The sequence below is a fragment of the Arthrobacter sp. FW306-05-C genome, assembly GCF_021801725.1.
GTDB lineage: Bacteria > Actinomycetota > Actinomycetes > Actinomycetales > Micrococcaceae > Arthrobacter.
Genome location: NZ_CP084556.1, coordinates 710,638 through 729,811 on the forward strand (window position 1 = coordinate 710,638; position 19,174 = coordinate 729,811).

Annotated in this window: 15 protein-coding genes; 12 read left to right on the forward strand and 3 right to left on the reverse strand. The window is 65.9% G+C overall.

Annotation, left to right across the window (positions count from 1 at the left end):
- The first annotated feature begins 163 nt into the window (after positions 1–163).
- Positions 164–1,432, forward strand: a complete 1,269-nt coding sequence (locus tag LFT44_RS03410) for a sensor histidine kinase (protein ID WP_236802783.1) — start codon at positions 164–166, stop codon at positions 1,430–1,432.
- Positions 1,429–2,109 (forward strand): response regulator transcription factor, encoded by a 681-nt coding sequence (locus tag LFT44_RS03415; RefSeq protein ID WP_056330255.1) that lies wholly within the window; start codon positions 1,429–1,431, stop codon positions 2,107–2,109. The genes LFT44_RS03410 and LFT44_RS03415 overlap by 4 nt, the downstream gene beginning before the upstream one ends.
- Positions 2,110–2,198: 89 nt before the next feature.
- Here LFT44_RS03415 and LFT44_RS03420 read toward each other — a convergent pair whose 3' ends face one another.
- Positions 2,199–2,810, reverse strand: coding sequence for a hypothetical protein (locus tag LFT44_RS03420; RefSeq protein WP_236802784.1), 612 nt, complete (start codon positions 2,808–2,810; stop codon positions 2,199–2,201).
- A 271-nt stretch (positions 2,811–3,081) separates the two neighbouring features.
- Here LFT44_RS03420 and LFT44_RS03425 point away from each other — a divergent pair, with 271 nt between their 5' ends.
- From LFT44_RS03425 to LFT44_RS03460, 8 genes are all read left to right on the forward strand, one after another.
- The gene (locus LFT44_RS03425; protein WP_011690592.1) at positions 3,082–3,564 is read left to right on the forward strand and encodes a CarD family transcriptional regulator; all 483 of its coding nucleotides are present in this window, start codon (positions 3,082–3,084) and stop codon (positions 3,562–3,564) included.
- Positions 3,565–3,669: 105 nt separating this feature from the next.
- Positions 3,670–4,452 carry a 2-C-methyl-D-erythritol 4-phosphate cytidylyltransferase gene (ispD, locus tag LFT44_RS03430; RefSeq protein WP_236801101.1) on the forward strand — a complete coding sequence of 261 codons (783 nt, stop codon included), beginning with the start codon at positions 3,670–3,672 and terminating at the stop codon, positions 4,450–4,452.
- A complete protein-coding gene (gene ispF, locus LFT44_RS03435; RefSeq protein ID WP_236801102.1) occupies positions 4,449–4,961 on the forward strand; it encodes a 2-C-methyl-D-erythritol 2,4-cyclodiphosphate synthase in 513 nt (170 codons plus the stop codon). Before ispD ends, ispF begins: the two co-directional genes overlap by 4 nt.
- Positions 4,962–4,970: 9 nt before the next feature.
- Positions 4,971–6,434: a cysteine--tRNA ligase gene (gene cysS / locus LFT44_RS03440; RefSeq protein ID WP_236801104.1), complete on the forward strand. Its 1,464-nt coding sequence runs from the start codon at positions 4,971–4,973 to the stop codon at positions 6,432–6,434.
- 107 nt (positions 6,435–6,541) lie between these two features.
- Positions 6,542–7,531 carry a 23S rRNA (guanosine(2251)-2'-O)-methyltransferase RlmB gene (gene rlmB / locus LFT44_RS03445; protein ID WP_236801106.1) on the forward strand — a complete coding sequence of 330 codons (990 nt, stop codon included), beginning with the start codon at positions 6,542–6,544 and terminating at the stop codon, positions 7,529–7,531.
- A gap of 102 nt (positions 7,532–7,633) precedes the next feature.
- Entirely contained in the window at positions 7,634–9,739 is a 2,106-nt protein-coding gene (glgX, locus tag LFT44_RS03450; protein WP_236801108.1) for a glycogen debranching protein GlgX, read from the forward strand.
- 52 nt (positions 9,740–9,791) lie between these two features.
- Positions 9,792–10,280 (forward strand): ribonuclease domain-containing protein, encoded by a 489-nt coding sequence (locus tag LFT44_RS03455; protein ID WP_236801110.1) that lies wholly within the window; start codon positions 9,792–9,794, stop codon positions 10,278–10,280.
- A gap of 7 nt (positions 10,281–10,287) precedes the next feature.
- Positions 10,288–10,644, forward strand: a complete 357-nt coding sequence (locus LFT44_RS03460) for a barstar family protein (RefSeq protein ID WP_236801112.1) — start codon at positions 10,288–10,290, stop codon at positions 10,642–10,644.
- A gap of 36 nt (positions 10,645–10,680) precedes the next feature.
- Here LFT44_RS03460 and LFT44_RS03465 read toward each other — a convergent pair whose 3' ends face one another.
- Together LFT44_RS03465 and glgP are read right to left on the reverse strand one after the other, a co-directional pair.
- A complete protein-coding gene (locus LFT44_RS03465) occupies positions 10,681–12,468 on the reverse strand; it encodes a thiamine pyrophosphate-requiring protein (RefSeq protein ID WP_236801113.1) in 1,788 nt (595 codons plus the stop codon).
- A 62-nt stretch (positions 12,469–12,530) separates the two neighbouring features.
- Positions 12,531–15,149 carry an alpha-glucan family phosphorylase gene (glgP, locus tag LFT44_RS03470; RefSeq protein WP_236801114.1) on the reverse strand — a complete coding sequence of 873 codons (2,619 nt, stop codon included), beginning with the start codon at positions 15,147–15,149 and terminating at the stop codon, positions 12,531–12,533.
- 191 nt (positions 15,150–15,340) lie between these two features.
- Between glgP and LFT44_RS03475 the strand changes: the two genes are divergently transcribed.
- Both LFT44_RS03475 and treS read left to right on the forward strand, forming a co-directional pair.
- Positions 15,341–17,383: an alpha-1,4-glucan--maltose-1-phosphate maltosyltransferase gene (locus tag LFT44_RS03475; RefSeq protein ID WP_236802785.1), complete on the forward strand. Its 2,043-nt coding sequence runs from the start codon at positions 15,341–15,343 to the stop codon at positions 17,381–17,383.
- Positions 17,380–19,173: a maltose alpha-D-glucosyltransferase gene (treS, locus tag LFT44_RS03480; RefSeq protein WP_236801115.1), complete on the forward strand. Its 1,794-nt coding sequence runs from the start codon at positions 17,380–17,382 to the stop codon at positions 19,171–19,173. The genes LFT44_RS03475 and treS overlap by 4 nt, the downstream gene beginning before the upstream one ends.
- Position 19,174 lies beyond the last annotated feature (1 nt).

Consider the following 19,174-nt stretch of genomic DNA (forward strand, 5'->3'; position numbering starts at 1 on the left):
CAGCAGGAATCGTGTCGCCGTTGGGCGCTCTAACCAGCAACTCTGGCATCGTCCGGTGAACGATTATGCCCACACAGATGAACGTTAGTTGAACCGTTTGCCGGATGGCTCCGAAGACGGCGGACGGCTCCAGGCAAGAGCATAAAGTGGAGCTGTGGATCCTATGCTCATTGGTCTGGTCGCCGGCCTTATCGGCCTGGCGCTTGGCACGTTCGGCGTGCTTGCCTACCGGGTCAGCGAGAAGCAGCGTGAGCTGCTGGACGTCGAACCCGAGGAGCCTGCGCTGCCGGCCGGTGCAGCGGAGGTGCTTGCCGTCGTCGGACGTGCCTTTGTGGTGCTGGACGACGTGGATGGTGTGGTCCGTGCCAGCCCCGCAGCCTACGCCTACGGCCTGGTCCGAGGGCATACTGTGGTCCACAAGGAACTCCTGGACATGACGGCAGGGGTCCGGCGGGACGGCGTCATCCTGGAAAAGCAACTGGAGCTTCCGCGGGGACCGCTGGGGCAGGGGACCATCATCGTCCAGGTCCGGGCAGCCATGCTGGGCGAGGAATACATCCTCCTCCTCGCTGATGACCGCACTGAGATCACCCGGACCGAAGAGATCCGCAACGACTTCGTCGCCAACGTGTCGCACGAACTGAAAACCCCGGTGGGCGCCATCTCGCTGCTGGCCGAGGCACTCGAATCCTCCGCCGATGACGAGGAAGCCGTCCGGCGCTTCGCCAAGCGCATGCACAAGGAATCGGCCAGGCTGGCCGCCCTGGTCCAGGACATCATCGAACTTTCCCGCCTGCAGGGCGCCAGCGTGATCCAGCAGGGCGGACCCGTGGACATTAACTCGGTTATTGCCGAGGCCGTGGATCGGTCACAGCTTCCCGCGGAGAGCAAGAACATCAGCATCGTGGTGGGCGGACGAACCAACGGCAAGGTGTTCGGCGACCAGGACCTCCTGGTAACGGCCCTGCGGAACCTCATTGACAACGCCATCCGCTATTCACCCCCCAACACCCGGGTCGGCATCGGCGTGCGTTCCAGGGAAGGCCTGGTCTCGATTTCCGTGACCGACCAGGGGGAGGGGCTCAGCCCCGAGGAGCAGGAGCGCGTCTTCGAGCGCTTCTACCGGGTGGACGCGGCACGGTCCCGCCAGACCGGCGGTACAGGCCTGGGCCTGAGCATCGTCAAGCACGTGGCCTCCAACCATGGCGGTGAAGTGACGCTGTGGTCCCAGCCCGGGCAGGGATCCACCTTTACCCTCCGGCTGCCCGAAATGGAAGGGCAGGAGGGCGACGGCGGTCCTTCAGTTCCGGGAGCGCCGGCAGTGTTGGCGGCGCAGGTGCGGGAGACACCCGGGCAACCAACTCTGACCCAAGTACCCCGCGCCGCCGGCGCACCAGAACCGGGCGCTACAGAACAAGGAGCCAACGCTTGAGCAGGATTTTGATTGTGGAGGATGAGGAATCGTTCAGCGATCCCTTGTCCTATTTGCTGGGTAAAGAAGGGTTCGAGGTGGAGGTGGTGGACAACGGACTGGACGCCATCACCGAATTCGACCGCAACGGCGCCGACCTGGTGCTGCTCGACCTGCAGCTTCCGGGCCTCTCCGGCACCGAGGTGTGCCGCCAGCTGCGACAGCGCTCCAGCGTCCCCGTGATTATGCTGACCGCAAAGGACTCCGAGATCGACAAGGTAGTGGGCCTGGAGCTTGGCGCAGATGACTACGTGACCAAGCCGTACTCGTCCCGCGAACTGGTGGCCCGGGTCAGGGCCGTGCTGCGGCGCCAGGGTGAGCCGGAAGAGCTGATCTCGTCCACGGTCCAGGCCGGACCTGTCCGCATGGATATCGAGCGGCATGTGGTGAGCGTGGGGGGCGAGCAGGTCCTGCTTCCGCTGAAGGAATTCGAACTCCTGGAGATGCTCCTGCGCAACTCGGGCAGGGTTCTGACCCGGGGCCAGTTGATCGACCGCGTGTGGGGCTCCGACTATGTGGGCGACACCAAGACCCTGGATGTCCACGTGAAGCGGCTCCGCGGCAAGATCGAGCCCGATCCCTCCGCCCCGCGCTACCTGGTGACTGTCCGCGGCCTCGGTTACAAGTTCGAACCCTAAACGGGACGGACAGCGGCACAACAAAAGGGAGGAGCCCAGTGGGCTCCTCCCTTTTGTTGTGTTTGTTGGCCTCCGGGCCCGGTGACCGCTTAGCGGCTGGTGGCGGTTGCCGTTGCGCTCGGAGTGGCGCTGGCGGACGAGCTTGCCCCTGCCGATGTGCTGGCGGAGGAGCTGGCGCTGGCTGACGAGCTTGCGCTGGCTGAAGAGGAAGACGTCGCCGAGGAGCTCGGGGTGGGGACGTAGTTCTTGTACTCCTGGAGGGTGGCGTCCAGGACCGGAACCTTCACCGTGTTGCTGACGTTGGTGCCGTTTTCGCTGATCTTGACGTCCACCAGGGAGCCGGGCTTGCCGCCGGTGGTGCTCAAGATGGCGGGATCAGACTTCTCGTTGAGCAGGGTGTAGGAGTTGGCTTTTACCGGAACCTCTGTCTGCGACCCCTTGGCGCCGTTGACCGTGAGCTTCACGTCCTTGGAGGAAGAGTTGTAGACGGCGCCGATAAGGCGGCCGGGCTCGTTTTCGCCCGTGGAGACGATGAGGATGTTCCGCAGCTGCAGGGGACCGAGGTCTGCGCGGATGCCGTCCGAGGCGGAGTACTGATGGCTGGTCTGCTGGGGCGTGATGTAACCGCAGCCCGCGGTCAGCAGGCTGGCGCCAAGGGCAGCAGCCGTCAGTGCCAGTTTGCCGCGCTGGGCCCGGTTCATCGCAGTGGAACGCACGTCACGTACTCCTCAAGAAATTTGAAGTCTTTTTCAGCCATAGCCTATCCGCAAAGAGGGTCAAACGAGGATTCGGCCGTGTCACAACCCCTATGGGAACGCTCACTTGATGCACTAATCTGCGCATTCGTCAAGAGGGTGGACGAGGTTGATTGGGCCGCTTTTCCGCGTATTTTCGCGGTTGCAGGCACTTTCCCCGGCCGGTCATATGCCTGAATCGTGATAAACTGGTCAGCGGGAAAGGGGAAATGTCCACATGGTATTTGAGGTCGGCGAGACAGTAGTTTACCCTCACCACGGTGCTGCGAAGATTGAAGAAATCAAGATGCGCACCATCAAGGGCGAAGAGAAGATGTATCTCAAGCTCAAGGTGGCCCAGGGTGATCTGACCATTGAAGTTCCAGCAGAGAACGTTGACCTTGTTGGGGTCCGGGACGTAGTGGGCAAGGAAGGCCTGGAGCACGTGTTCGATGTGCTCCGCGCCGAGTTCACCGAGGAGCCCACCAACTGGTCACGCAGGTACAAGGCAAACCTGGAGAAGCTTGCTTCCGGTGACGTCATCAAGGTGGCAGAGGTTGTTCGCGACCTGTGGCGCCGGGATCACGACCGGGGCCTTTCCGCAGGCGAGAAGCGAATGCTGGCCAAGGCCCGCCAGATTCTGATTTCAGAACTGGCGCTGGCTGAAAAGACCGACGAGGAGAAGGCTGCAAGCGTTCTCGACGAGGTCCTGGCTTCCTAAGAATTTAGCCCCGGCGCACGCAAGTGCCGCCGGGGCTTCTTTTTTTGGGCGCACCGGCGGTGCCCGCGCACCCGCCGGAAGTGCCGGCGTCGTAGGCTAGTCCGCATGAGTGAATCACCTCCGCGCCTGGTCACAGCCGTCATCCTGGTGGCCGCAGGTTCCGGGCAACGCCTCGGCTATGGCATGCCCAAGGCGGCCGTGCCGCTTGGCGGCGAGCCGATCCTGATGCATTCCCTGCGCGGCATCGTCGCGTCCGGGGTTGCCACGCAGGTGTGCGTCGCCTTGCCCGCGGGGGACCAGGGCCTGCGCCAGCTGTGCGACGACTTCCGCGGAGAACTCGCCGACGGCGGTCCCCTCCTGAGCCTTGTCGAAGGCGGGTCCACCAGGGCTGACTCCGTCCGGGCCGGCATCGCTGCCCTGATGGAGGGGATCGAGGCGGTGCTGGTGCACGATGCCGCGCGCGCACTGACACCTGAGTCGGTTTTCCACCGTGTGTCCGACGCGCTGGCCGCCGGTGCAGATGCCGTCATTCCCGCGCTTCCGGTCGTGGACACGGTCAAGACCGTAGCCGCCACCGCGGGGGAGGGCGCGGTTTTCGCCCCCGAGGTTGTTACCGGGACTGCCCGCCGCGAGGAACTGCGCGCGGTCCAGACGCCCCAGGGTTTCAGGATCGACACCCTGTTGCAGGGCCACCAGGCGGCACAGTCCTTGGACGAGGAACAGTCCGCGGCTGTCACCGATGACGCCATGCTGGTTGAAATGCTCGGCACTTCCGTCCACGTGGTCCGCGGATCAACGCAGTCCCTCAAAATCACCACTCCGCTGGACCTGATCTTCGCCGAAGGCCTCCTGGAAGGCCCGCTCGGAGCCCGGTGGGTGGAAGGATGAGCCACGACATGGTCCTCCCGCGGACCGGCGTGGGAATCGACGTCCATGCCTACGCCCCCCACGACGCCCCACGCCCGCTCTGGCTGGGTGGCCTGCTCTGGCCCGGAGAACGCGGCCTCGCCGGGCACTCTGACGGTGATGCCGTGGCGCACGCTGCCGCGGACGCGCTGTTCTCCGCCGCCGGCATCGGGGACCTTGGCACGCACTTCGGCACGGACCGGCCCGAGTTTGCCGGCGCCTCCGGTGCCACCCTCCTGGCCGAGGCAGCCCGGATTGTCCGGGCAGCCGGCTTCGAGATCGGCAACGTTGCGGTGCAGTTCGTGGCTAACCGGCCCAAGTTCGGGCCCCGCCGGGAGGAATCCCAAAGAGTCCTCAGCGAAGCGGCGGGCGCGCATGTGGGGGTCACGGCAACCACCAGCGACGGCTTGGGCTTCACCGGACGTGGAGAGGGCATCTCCGCGGTAGCCACCGCCCTGGTGTACCCGCAGCAGTCCCAAGCCATCGGCTAGTCTGGAGCGGTGACCCTGCGCTTCTATGACACTGCCTCCGCCGAAGTCCGGAACTTCGTCCCCCTCATCGAGGGCAAGGCCAGCCTCTATTACTGCGGGGCCACCGTCCAGGGCATGCCGCACGTGGGCCACATCCGTTCCGCCATCGCTTTCGACCAGCTGACGCGCTGGCTGCAGTATCGGGGCCTGCGGGTCACCGTCGTCCGCAACGTGACGGACATCGATGACAAGATCCTGGCCAAGTCTGAGGCTTCCTTCGCGCCGGACTTCAGCCCGGAAGCGGGGGAGGTGCCCCGCGAAGAGTGGTGGGCGCTGGCGTACCGCTACGAGCGCGAATTCCTGAAGGCGTACGACACCCTCGGCGTTTCCCGCCCTACCTACGAACCTCGGGCCACCGGGCATATCCCCGAGATGCACGCCCTGATCCAGCAGCTGATCGACCGCGGCCATGCCTACCCTGCCCTTGACGATTCCGGTGACGTCTACTTCGACGTCCGCTCCTGGGGCCGGTATGGTGCGTTGACCCGGCAGAACATCGACGACATGCAGGCAGCGCCCGACGCCGATCCCCGCGGCAAGAAGGACCCCCGCGACTTTGCGCTGTGGAAGGGCTCCAAGGAAGGAGAGCCGGCCACCGCCAGCTGGGCCTCGCCCTGGGGCAAGGGCCGGCCGGGCTGGCATCTTGAGTGCTCCGCTATGGTCACCAAGTACCTCGGCACTGCTTTCGATATCCACGGCGGCGGCCTGGACCTGCGCTTCCCGCACCACGAAAACGAGATGGCGCAGTCGCAGGCGGCCGGCCATCCGTTTGCCAACTTCTGGATGCACAACGGGATGGTGACCTACCAGGGCGAGAAGATGTCCAAGTCCATCGGCAACACCATCAGCCCTGCCGAGATGCTGGAGCTGGCCCCGCCACGCGTGGTGCGGTACTACCTTGGCCAGGCGCATTACCGCTCGGTGCTGGATTACCGGCCCACCTCGCTGCAGGAGGCCGCGGCCGCCGTCGAACGCATAGACGGGTTCCTGGCCAAGGCCGCGGCACGGTTCGGCGGCGACGCCGGGATCGCCGATGGCAACCACGGCCCCTCCTCCGGAATCGACGCATTCTGCGAAGCCATGGACGACGACCTCAACGTTCCCCGCGCCCTGGCGGCGTTGCACGAGACGGTCCGGGCCGGCAACACTGCCCTGGCGGAAGGTGACGACGCCGCCGCACGGGATGCGATGCACGCGGTGGTCCTCATGACGGACGTCCTGGGCCTCAACGCCGTCGCCGGGTCCGCAGCCGTGAACACGCGGGAGGCCGAGGCGCTGGAGGTCCTCGTGGAAGCCCAACTGGCAGCGCGCGCAGCTGCCCGCGCCGAAAAGGACTGGGCGGCTTCCGATGCCATCCGGGACACCCTGAACCAGGCCGGCGTGGTGGTGGAGGACGGCCCGGATGGCGCCACCTGGAGCCTCAAGCGCGACTGAACCTGCCCAGCCCGGTTGAACCCCACTCACCGGCGGCCAGCCCCGATTTTTTTCGGGTCAGTAGACTGGTATGCAGACTCAGTCAGCACAATCAAGGGTGGAACATCATGGCCAACAATGGTCGCCGATCGGTGAAAGCGAAGAAGGGCCCAACCGTCGGAACCGGGGGCCACGGCCGCAAGGCCCTCGAAGGCAAGGGCCCCACGCCCAAGGCCGAGGACCGCGTCTACCACAAGGCCCACAAGGCACGGCAGCTCGCCGAACGGTCCGCCGCGAAGCGCGGTACCGGTGCCCGCAGCGCCGGCGCCGCCAAATCCGGCCCCAAGGGACGCGCCACCGAGGAAGTGGTCACCGGACGCAACTCGGTGGTTGAAGCCCTCCGCGCCGGCATCCCCGCCAAGGCACTGCACGTGGCCATCCGCATCGAGATGGACGACCGCGTCAAGGAATCCCTGAAGCTTGCCGCCGAACGCGGCATCCCGCTGATGGAGACCGGCAAGCCCGAGCTGGACCGGATGACGGATGACGCCGTCCACCAGGGCCTGGTGCTGCAGATCCCGCCCTACGAGTACCAGGACGCTTACGAACTGGCCGAAGAAACCGTGGAGAAGTGGAAGAAGGGGCACGTTGCCAACGCCCCGCTCTTCGTCGCCCTGGACGGCATCACTGACCCCCGGAACCTGGGCGCCATCATCCGATCCGTCTCCGCGTTCAGCGGCCACGGCGTCATCGTGCCCGAGCGCCGCTCCGTGGGCGTAACCGCCGCCGCATGGAAGACCAGCGCCGGCGCCGCAGTCCGCGTGCCCGTGGCCCGCGCCTCCAACCTGAACAACGCCCTGAAGCAGTTCAAGAACATGGGCATCTTCGTGCTGGGGCTCGACGGCGACGGCGACGTTTCGCTGCCGGACCTCACCCTGGCCACCGAACCGGTGTGCATCGTGGTGGGCTCGGAAGGAAAGGGCCTGAGCCGCCTGGTCCGGGAAAACTGCGACCAGATTGTCTCCATCCCCATCGATTCCGCCATGGAGTCGCTCAACGCCTCGATGGCCGTGGGCATCTCGCTGTACGAGGTCTCACGCCAGCGCGCCGCGGGATAGTTTCGGCGGGATAGTTTCTCCGGGACTTGATCCCGGGCAGGTTGCCGGCGCCGCAGGGGCGTCCGGGCTGGTCAAGTGCTGCTGACCGCTACTATTTAGGTGATGGTCATGCCGCTTTTCGACACAACATCCGCCATGGACGCCTCCACGGCTGTTCCGCTTGGGGTGAGCGTTCCGCGCGCGGATTCCGGCGGCACCCGCCACCACACGGGCGGACGGGCCAACGTTGCATGCTTCGCGCCGGCCGTCTCCAGCCTGGACATCGTCTACTGCCCTCCGGGCGGCCAGTGGCGGATCCAGACCCTGGCCAACATCACAAAAGGCGTCCACCACGGCATCGTTGAGGACATGCCCTACGGCTCGCGCTACGGCTTCCGTCCGTCATCGGACACCCGGCCGTTGCCGCCGGCCCTTATCCCGGGCAACGGGAACGGTTCGGGCAGGCAGCCCCTCCTGCTGGACCCGTACGGCAGGGGCATCGACCAGCGCGGCGGCGTCCTCACCAGTGTCCGCACCGCCACCGAGTTCGACTGGGGAACCGATGAACGCCTTAGTCTTCCCTGGCGCAACACCATCGTCTATGAAGCCCATGTGCGCGGCCAGAGCATGCTGCACCCGGATGTGCCGGAAAAACTGAGGGGCACCTACGCCGGCCTGGCGCATCCTGCCGTCGTCGAGCACCTCACCAGCCTGGGCATCACGTCTGTCCAGCTGCTGCCAGTCCACTTCCACATCGATGAGCCGCACCTGCAGGACCTGGGCCTCAGCAACTACTGGGGCTACAACACCGCTGCCTTTTTTGCCCCCCACCCGGGGTACGCCACCCATGCGGCACAGGAAGCCGGTGCCCAGGCTGTCCAGGACGAGTTCAAGGCCATGGTCAAGGCGCTGCACGCCGCCGGGCTGGAGGTCATCCTCGACGTCGTCTACAACCACACCGCGGAAGGCGGAGAGGACGGGCCGGTCCTAAGCTTTAAGGGCTTGGGGGAGGACACGTACTACCGGGTGGACGGCCACGGCAAGTTCGTCGATACCACCGGCTGCGGCAACTCGCTCAACTTTGCTGAACCACGGGTGGTCCAGCTGGTGACTGACTCGATGCGGTACTGGGTGGACGAGTTCCACATCGACGGCTTCCGCTTCGACCTGGCTGTCACGCTGTGCCGCAACGCGGCGAACGAATTCGACCCCAAGCACCCCTTCCTCACCGGCGTCGCCGCCGATCCCGTCCTGTCCGAGGTCAAGCTGATCGCCGAACCCTGGGACATTGGCTACGGCGGCTGGCAGACCGGCCAGTTCCCGCCCGGGTGGGTGGACTGGAACGACCACTTCCGGGACGCAGTGCGGACCTTTTGGCTGGCAGACAGGGCGGCGATCGATTCCGGCGGCCACGGCGGGACCATGGCCAAGCTGGCGGACGCCCTGTCCGGTTCCGCAGGCCTCTTCCAGGCCTCCGGCCGTTCGCGCCTGGCCTCGGTCAACTTTGTTACCGCCCACGACGGCTTCACCATGAACGACCTGGTGTCCTACGACCGCAAGCACAACGAGGACAACGGCGAAGAGAACAGGGACGGGCACGGGGACAACCGCAGCTACAACCACGGTGTGGAGGGCCCTACCGAGAACGGTGCGATCCTGGCCAAGCGGGCCCAGTCCAGGCGCAACCTGATGGCATCGCTGATGGTCTCGCTGGGGGTGCCCATGATTACTGCCGGAGACGAGCTGGCAAGGACGCAACAGGGCAACAACAACGCCTACTGCCAGGACAACCACATCACCTGGCTGGACTGGACGCTCTCGCCGGAGGCACACGAAATGCTGCGCAGCACCAAGCGGTACATCCGGTTGCGCAAAGAGTTCCTGGCCGCCCAGCCTCACGACTTCCCGGTCCGGGACGAGCAGTCCTATCTGTACTGGTTCGACCAGGACGGGCAGCCCATGTCCGCCGAACGCTGGAATGATCCGCAGCAACGTGTCATGCAGCTGCTGCTCGGCGATGACGGCGGCGACCTTGCTGGCCTTGTGGTGGTCAACGGCAGCGCCTCGGACGTGCAGGTCACCCTTCCGAACACAGGGAGGCCGGCCCCCAGCCTGTTCGAGCTTCGGCTGACTACCTCACCGCGCCACAAGGAGCGGCAGGGCATACAGGTGCCGTCGGGGGAAACGGACCTCGCGGAGGCCAACTCCATCAACATCTACCGCACGTAGCCAGAAACTACCCAGCCCCAGAACAACCAGGACAAGCCGGCAGGTACCCCGAATGCGCAACCGCTCCATCGTTCCCTTGCTCATCACCACCCTGGTGGTGCTGGCCATGGTGGCGTTCGGCGGGGCCGGGCTACTGGGCGGGCAGACGGAAAGTACGACGCCGGGAACGGTTTCCAGCCAGGCGTCCCCTCCGGGCGGCGCGGCTGCGTCCGGGGCGGCGAAGCAGTCTGCGCCCCACCGCGCTGCCAACCCGTCCAGCCTGCCCGAAATCAGGGAGTCCTCGCTCCCGGTCGAAGGCCGCAGGGTGCTGGCGCTGATCCGCGCGGGCGGCCCGTACCCGTACAGCCAGGATGACCAGGTCTTCGGCAACTTCGAGCGCGTCCTGCCAGCCAGGGACCGGGGCTACTACCGCGAATACACGGTCCCCACGCCCGGCGAAGGGGACCGGGGCGCCCGGCGCATCGTGGCAGGGAACGGCGGCGAGAAGTATTACACGGGGGACCACTACGCAACGTTCAAGTACATAGCGGAAGGCAGTTAGCACAACCATGAAAATCTTCTCCGGCGACACCTGGACCCTGGAAGAACTGCAGGAACAGGTTGCCGATGCCGGGCGCCGCAGCGTGGTGGTCCCGCCGGCGGACAGCAAGCGCGCGGTCCTGGAAACCTTCGGCGAGGTCCTGGGCTTTCCCGAACACTATGGCGTGAACCTCGATGCCCTGAACGACTCGCTCCACGACTTCGCCGACAGCATTACCGACAACGGCAATCCGCCCGTCACGGTGCTGTGGCAGGTGGCCGCCCCGTTCCGCAGCGACCGGTCGTTCGGCATCATCTGCGAAATCCTGCAGGATGCCGAACGGTACGCGGGCAAGGACCTTGCCGTCACGGCAGTGCTGCTCTGAATCAGACCTTGATGCCCTAACCCCGCGCCGCCAGCACTAGCCCTGCGGGCGCTCCTCGTGCGAAACATAGGTGTCCAGCAGTGCCGAGGCCCTGCCGCCGTCGTCCTCCTGCGCCAAGCCCTTCCGCATGCTTTCCGCCTTTTCCCGCCCTGCCGGGAAGGGCGGGAGAAGCGGGACTTCGGGGTCGGTCAGCACCTCGATCACCACGGGGCAGTCCGCGGCGAAGGCCTGGTCCCACGCCTCTGCAAGAAGCTCCGGATCCTCGACCCGGATGCCTTTGAGCCCCAGCAGGTCGGCGTAGCCGGCAAAGGGAAAATCGGGCAATTCCTGGCTCGCCGCAAACCGCGGCTCCGCCTCCGACTCGCGCTGTTCCCAGGTAACCTCGGTCAGCTCCCGGTTGTTGAAGACGCACACCACGAACCGCGGGTCCTGCCACTGGCGCCAGCGGTGCGCCACCGTGACCAGCTCGGCCACGCCCAGCATCTGCATCGCGCCGTCCCCGGCCAGGGCCAGCAACGGACGGTCAGGGTGCGCCAGCTTGGCAGCGATGCCGTACGGGATGGAGCAGCCCATGCTGGCGAGGGTCCCGGAGAGGTGGGCAGGGACACCCTGGGGGAGCGTCAGTTGGCGGGCGTACCAGTACACGCAGCTCCCGACGTCGACACTCACCAAGGCGTCTTCGGGAAGCCGGCCATTGAGCTCGCGCACCACACGTTCCGGGTTGACAGGGCTGGCGGGGACAGCGGCGCGGTCTGCAGCCAGGATGCGCCAACGGCTGACTTCTTCCTCCACCTCGGAGCGCCACGGGGTCCGCGGACGGTGTTCCAGCCGTTGGTTGAGGGCGTCAAGGGCTGAAGCGGCGTCGCCTGCCAGGCCCACCTCCACGGGGTAGCGGTTGCCGATCTTCTTTTCGTCGATGTCGATCTGGACGGTACGGGCCGCACCGGGCGGCGGATAGAACTCGGTCCAGGGATCGTTGGAGCCCACAATCAGGAGGGCGTCGCAGGTGCCCAGCAGGTGCGCGCTGGCCGTGGTGCCGAGGTGTCCCATGGTTCCCACCGCGATGGGCAGGGTCTCATCCACGTAGGGCTTGCCCAGCAGGCTGGTGGCGATTCCAGCGCCAAGCTTCTCGGCAATCGCCACTACTTCCTCGCGCGCGTGCCTTGCTCCCTGGCCCACCAGGAGCGCCACCCGTTCCGCCGAGTTGAGCAGGACGGCCGCGGCTGCAAGGTCCTCTTCGCGCGGCGTCTTGGCTGCGGCGCTCCAGGACGGGGCGGTGACCACGATGCCGTGCTGCTGTTCAAGCTCCGGCGCCGGCTCGGACTGAACGTCGTGCGGGATGATCACCACGCAGGGGGAGGAGGTGGCCTTCGCCGTCCGGAAGGCCCGGTCCAGCACCATGGGCACCTGCTCCGCCGTGCTGACCTGCTGCACGAACTGGGAAGCAACGTCCTTGAACAGCGCCATGAGGTCGATTTCCTGCATGTAGGCAGAACCCAGCACGGTGCGGCTTTGCTGCCCCACGACGGCCACCACCGGCACGCCGTCCAGCTTGGCGTCGTACAGCCCGTTGAGCAGGTGGACGGCGCCGGGGCCTTGGGTGGAGGTGACCACTCCTACGCCGCCGGTGTATTTTGCATGGCCCACGGCCATGAACGCCGCGGACTCCTCATGCCGCGCCTGGACAAACTCAACCCGGCCCTCGGTGCGGCGCAGGGCGCCCATGAACCCGTTGATGCCGTCGCCGCTGTAGCCGAAGACCCGGTCCACACCCCACGTGGTGAGGCGCTCCACAATTACATCGGCCACCGTACGTTCGGTCATTGGTCCTCCTGGGTCGGGTTCCTGGCCTGCCTGCCAGGAACCGTACCCATCAGACCCGGAGGCTAAGCGTTGACGATCAGTCCCAGCTCGGCCTTGGATGCCAGTGCTTCGTGCCGCGGCAGGACCCGTACGGTGTAGCCGAACGGCCCCGAGCGGTCAATCACCAGGGAACCGCTGAACAGATGGCGGCCGTTGCCCAGGTCCTCCTTCACCTGCATCTCCATCATGGTGATGTCCGCCAGGGTGTCATTCTCTTCCGCCCGCCCGTAGGCCACCTCCACGCAGACATCGTCGGGGGTGAGCGCGTTCAGGGCCACGTAGGCGTTGACCTGCAGGGTGTCGCCGATCTGCGGGTCCTCGGAAACGCCCACGGAGTCCACATGCTCCACATGCACCTGCGGCCACGCGCCGCGGACCTTCGCCGACCAGGACGCCAGCGCCCGGGCCTGGGCGTAGGAGTTGGCGGTGGCGCTGCGGCCTGCATCCGCGGCGGGGCGGTACAGGGTGTTCACGTAGTCCCGGAGCATGCGTTCGGCCGAGACCTGCGGCCCCAGGTGGGACAGGGTGTGCTTGATCATGGACACCCAGTGGGTGGGCACCGTTTCGCTCCTGGTGGTCGACGGCCCCGCAGCCCCGGCGCCCTCAGAGACCGTGCTCCCGTAGAAGCGCGGAGCCACCTGCGTTTCCAGCAGCTCGTAGAGCGCGGCAGCTTCGATGTCGTCGCGTTCCTCCGGCGAGGCGTCGTTGTTGGCGGTGGGGATGGCCCAGCCGTTCTCGCCGTCGTACATCTCGTCCCACCAGCCATCCAGGACGGACAGGTTCAGGGACCCGTTCAGTGCCGCCTTCATGCCTGACGTGCCGCAGGCTTCCAAAGGCCGCAGCGGATTGTTCAGCCAGACGTCGCAGCCGGGGAACAGGGTCCTGGCCATGGCGATGTCGTAGTTGGGCAGGAATGCGATCCGGTGCCTGATTTCCGGATCATCCGAGAAACGCACCAGGTCCTGGATCATCTTCTTGCCGGCGTCATCGGCGGGGTGGGACTTGCCGGCGATGACCAGCTGGATGGGGTGTTCCTTGTGCAGGAGCAGTGCCTTCAGCCGGGCAGGTTCGCGCAGCATCAGGGTGAGCCGCTTGTACGTGGGCACACGGCGGGCAAACCCGATGGTGAGCACGTCCGGGTCCAGGACGTTGTCGGTCCAGCCCAGCTCAGCGTCGGCGGCACCGCGCTTCTTCCAAGCGGCACGCAACCTGCGCCGGACGTCCTCCACCAGGGCCGCCCGCATTTCCCGGCGCAGGGCCCAGACATCGGCGTCGCTGACGTTGTAGGCGAGGTCCCACTTGCCCAGCGCTTCAGCCTCGCTGCCGAACTGGTCGCGGGCCAGCTTGGAGATGCGGCTGTCCACCCACGTGGGCACGTGGACGCCGTTGGTCACCGAGGTGATGGGCACCTCCGAGTGGTCGAAGCCCGGCCACAGCGCGGAGAACATGCCGCGGGACACCTCACCGTGGAGCTTGGCGACGCCGTTGGCGCGCTGGGCCAGGCGCAGGCCCATGACGGCCATGTTGAAGACGGAGGGGTTTCCGTCCGCGTAGTTTTCCCGGCCGAGTTCCAGGATCCGGTCCACCGGCACCGCGGGGGCCAGCCCGGCCTGGAAGAAGTGGCTGATCTGGTTGATTTCGAACCGGTCGATGCCGGCCGGGACCGGCGTGTGGGTGGTGAACACGGTTGAGGCGCGGCCGGCGGCCAGCGCTTCGTCGAAGGTCAGTGCCTGTTCGCCGGACATCAGTTCCTGGATGCGCTCGATTCCGAGGAACCCGGCGTGGCCCTCGTTGGTGTGAAACACTTCCGGGGCCGCGCAGCCGGTCAGTTTCTGGAAGGCGCGCAGGGCCTTGACCCCGCCCATCCCCAGCAGGAGCTCCTGCTGCAGCCGGTGGTCGCCGCCGCCGCCGTACAGCCGGTCGGTGATGCTGCGGGCGGCGTCGTCGTTGCCGGGAACGTTGGAGTCCAGGAGGAGCAAGGGCACGCGTCCGACGTCGGCCCGCCAGATGTGTGCCAGCAGGCGCCGGCCGTTGGGCAGGGGGAGGGAGACCTGCAGGGCCTTGCCGTTGCCGTCCGGGGAGGGCTCCCGGAGCAGGGTGAGGGGGAGGCCGTCCGGGTCCAGGACGGGGTAGGTCTCCTGCTGCCAGGCATCGCGGGAGAGCGACTGCTTGAAGTAGCCGGCCTGGTAGAGCAGGCCCACCCCGATGAGGGGGACGCCCAGGTCCGAGGCTGCCTTGAGGTGGTCGCCGGCGAGGATGCCCAGGCCACCCGAATACTGGGGAAGCACCTCAGTGATGCCGAACTCGGGGGAGAAGTAGGCAATGGAGGCGGGTGCATCCGCGCCCAGCCCCTGGTACCAGCGCGGCTCCTCAAGGTACCGGTCGAGGTCCTTTTCGGCGGCGCGCACCCGCTCCACCACGGACTGGTCCGCGGCGAGCTGCTGGAACTCCTCCCGGCTGACCATCCCCAGGAAACCGATGGGGTCCTGCCCACTTTCCTCCCAGAGGCGCGGGTTCAAGCCGGCAAAAAGTTCCCGGGTAGGGCGGTGCCAGGACCACCGCAAATTGCTGGCCAGCCTGGCCAGCGGCCGAATGGGCTCGGGGAGGACTGTACGGACCGTAAACCTGCGGATTGCCTTCACCTGCGTCACACTAACCGACAACATGCGCGGCCGGAACCAGCTTTCGGTTTCTTTTGGGTAAATGACAGGGGCATGAAGAAATTGGGCCGCGGCACGGCGGATTTAGTGAGCAGGCTTAGCAATCCTGCTCATTTCTCGCTAACGTCAAGCCTGTGACGACTAACTCAGGAACCAGTGCAGCATCCACCAAAATGCCCCAGCGCCGAATCACCGAGGGCCTGCGGTTCGGACGTTTTCCCATCACCGCCGTGCAGCCTGTCGTTGAGGACGGCAAGTTCCCGGCCAAGGCCCTGCCCGGCGAGGGGATCGTGGTGGGCGCCACCGCCTTCCGCGAAGGCCATGACATGCTCGGCGTCAGCGCAGTGCTCCTGGACCCGTCCGGTGCAGAGCGCCAGCGCGTCCGGCTTGCGCCGCCCCGCGGGGAACGCGGAATGGGGACCGACCGCTGGGAAGGCATCCTCACGCCGTCGGAAACCGGAAACTGGTCCTTCGTCATCGAAGCCTGGCACGACCGCTACGGCACCTGGCACCACAACGCTGAAGTGAAGATCGACGCCGGCATCGACGTCGAACTCATGCTTGCGGAGGGTGCCAAGCTGCTTGGCGAAGCCGCCGCGGAGGACTTTCGGGACGACGTGGACCGGGCAGCCCTGCAGCGTGCCGCGGACGTCCTCGCGGACCAGTCCCGCGGCACCGAGGAACGCCTCGGGGCCGGGTTCAGCGTGGAAATCGCGGACATCGTTGCCCGCCAGCCCATCCGCGAACTGGTGACCGTGTCGCGGAAATACCCGCTGCTGGTGGAGCGGGACCGTGCCGGCCGTGGCGCCTGGTACGAGTTCTTCCCCCGGTCCGAAGGCGCCGTCAAGGACCACAACACCGGCACCTGGACCTCAGGGAACTTCCGGACCGCGGCAAAACGGCTCGACGCCGTGGCCGCCATGGGATTCGACGTCCTGTACATGCCGCCTATCCATCCCATCGGACTGCAGCACCGCAAGGGTCCCAACAACACGCTCGTGGCGGGCCCCAACGACCCCGGCTCGCCCTGGGCGATCGGAGCCAAGGAGGGCGGCCACGACGCCATCCATCCCGACCTCGGTTCCTTCGAGGACTTCGATGCCTTCGTGGCCCGTGCCAACGAGCTGGGCCTGGAAGTAGCCCTGGACCTCGCGCTCCAGGCCGCCCCGGACCACCCCTGGGTGCAGTCCCACCCGGAATGGTTTACCACCCGCGTGGACGGCAGCATTGCCTACGCGGAAAACCCGCCAAAGAAGTACCAGGACATATATCCGCTCAATTTCGATAATGACCCGGAAGGCCTTTCGCAGGAAATTCTGCGGATTGTGCTGCTCTGGGTCAGCCATGGCGTAAAGATTTTCCGCGTGGATAACCCGCACACCAAACCCGTCTGGTTCTGGGAATGGCTTATTGCCGAAGTGAATAAAACGGAGCCCGGCGTGGTGTTCCTCGCCGAGGCCTTCACCCGGCCCGCCATGATGCACGCACTGGGCAGGGCAGGCTTCCAGCAGTCGTACACCTACTTCACCTGGCGGAACACCAAGAAGGAAATCGAGTCGTACTTCGACGAAGTCAGCCACGAGTCCCCGGCCTTCTTCCGCCCCAACTTCTTCGTCAACACCCCCGACATCCTCACTGAATACCTGCAATATGGGGGACCGGCGGCGTTCCGGATCCGGGCGGTGCTTGCCTCCACGGGCAGCCCACTCTGGGGTGTCTACGCGGGCTACGAACTGTTCGAGCACGTGGCCCGGCCAGGGGCGGAGGAGTACATCGACAACGAGAAGTTCGAATACAAGGCCCGCGACTGGGATGCGGCCGCGGAATCAGGGCGCTCGCTGGCCCCGTACATCACGCGGCTGAACCACATCCGGCGGGACCACCCGGCGCTGCTGGACCTGCAGAACCTGACGGTCCACCAGAGCACGGATGAGTCCACTGTGGTCTTCTCCAAGCACAAGACGCTGCCCGACGGGTCCAAGGACACCATCATCGTGGTGGTCAATGTGGATCCGCACGTCACCAAGGAATGCAGCGTGGCGCTGGACCTGGCAGCCCTGGAACTGGACCCGCAGGACCTTACACCGGGCGGTGGCTTCTATGTGGATGACCTGATCTCCGGCCAAAGCTGGGAATGGGGCGAGTACAACTACGTGCGCCTGGATCCGCACGTGGAGCCCGCCCACATCCTCAGCGTGAGGAGAATGCATCAGTGAATTTCAATCCGCAAAGTTCCGGCCACTTCACCCCAAAGAGCACGTTCGAGCTAAATGCGCCCGGCCTGCAGCATGACCCGTTGTGGTACCGCAAGGCAGTGTTCTACGAAGTACTTGTGCGGGCCTTTGCGGATGCCAACGGCGATGGGTCCGGGGACTTCTCCGGACTCATCGACCGGCTGGACTACCTGCAGTGGCTGGGCGTTGACTGCCTTTGGCTGCCCCCGTTCTTCCAGTCGCCGCTGCGGGACGGCGGTTATGACATTTCCGACTACAACTCCGTCCTGGACGAGTTCGGCACCATCAGCGACTTCAAGCGCCTGGTGGCAGAGGCCCACGCCCGCGGCGTCCGGGTGATCATCGACCTTCCGCTGAACCACACCTCGGACCAGCACCCCTGGTTCCAGGAATCCCGCAAGGACCCGGACGGGCCCTTCGGTGACTTCTACGTCTGGAGCGACACCGACGAGAAGTACCAGGACGCCCGCATCATCTTCGTGGACACGGAGGAATCGAACTGGACGTTCGATCCCATCCGCCGGCAGTTCTTCTGGCACCGGTTTTTCAGCCACCAGCCGGACCTGAACTTCGAGAATCCGGCGGTGATCGACGCCGTCTTCGACGTGGTCCGGTTCTGGCTGGACCAGGGAATCGATGGTTTCCGGGCAGACGCCATCCCCTACCTCTACGAGGAGGAGGGCACCAACTGCGAGAACCTGCCGGCAACGCATGAGTTCCTCCGGGACCTGCGGGCCATGGTGGATGAAAACTACCCGGGCCGGGTGATCATCGCCGAAGCAAACCAGCCGCCCAACGAGGTGGTGGAGTATTTCGGGACCGCGGAGGAGCCCGAATGCCACATGGCTTTCCACTTCCCCATCATGCCCCGCCTGTATTACGCCCTGCGGGACCAAAAGGCCGCACCTATCATCCAAACAATGCGCGAAACCCCGGATATCCCTGAGGGCGCCCAATGGGGAACGTTCCTCCGCAACCACGACGAATTGACCCTGGAAATGGTCACCGCCGATGAGCGGGCGGCCATGCTGGGGTGGTACGCGCCCGACCCACGCATGCGCGCCAACATTGGCATCCGGCGGCGGCTGGCACCGCTGCTGGACAACTCACGGGCCGAGATCGAGCTGATCAACGCACTGCTGCTCTCGCTTCCTGGCAGCCCGTTCCTGTACTACGGGGACGAAATCGGCATGGGGGACAACATCTGGCTCGAGGACCGCGACGCCGTCCGCACACCCATGCAATGGAACCCGGACCGCAACGCCGGCTTCTCCCACGCGGATCCCGGAAAGCTGTACCTGCCGCCCATCCAATCGCTGGTCTACAACTACGGCATGGCCAACGTGGAAGCGGAGGCCGCACATTCAGGGTCCCTCCTGCGCTGGACCAGGCAGATCCTCAGCGTCCGCAAGAACCACCCCGCCTTTGGGCTGGGCGGATTCAAACATGTGGAAGCAGACCACGACGCTGTCCTGGCGTACCTGAGGGAGCTGCCGGCCGGCAATCCTGCCGGTGCCGACGCCGAGACCATCCTTTGTGCCTTCAACCTTTCCCAGCACCCCGTGGCTGCCACACTGCGCATCCCCGAGTATGCCGGGCGGGGGCTCCGTGACGTCTTCGGCGGCCAGATCTTCCCTGGCATCGGCGACGACGGCAGCCTCACCTTGACCATCGGAAGCCACGATTTCTTCTGGCTCCGGTTGCGCTCGGCGGGTTCCAACCCGTCGTCGCCCTACACCCAGGCCATGCCCATCCTGTCGATAGAGAACTGAG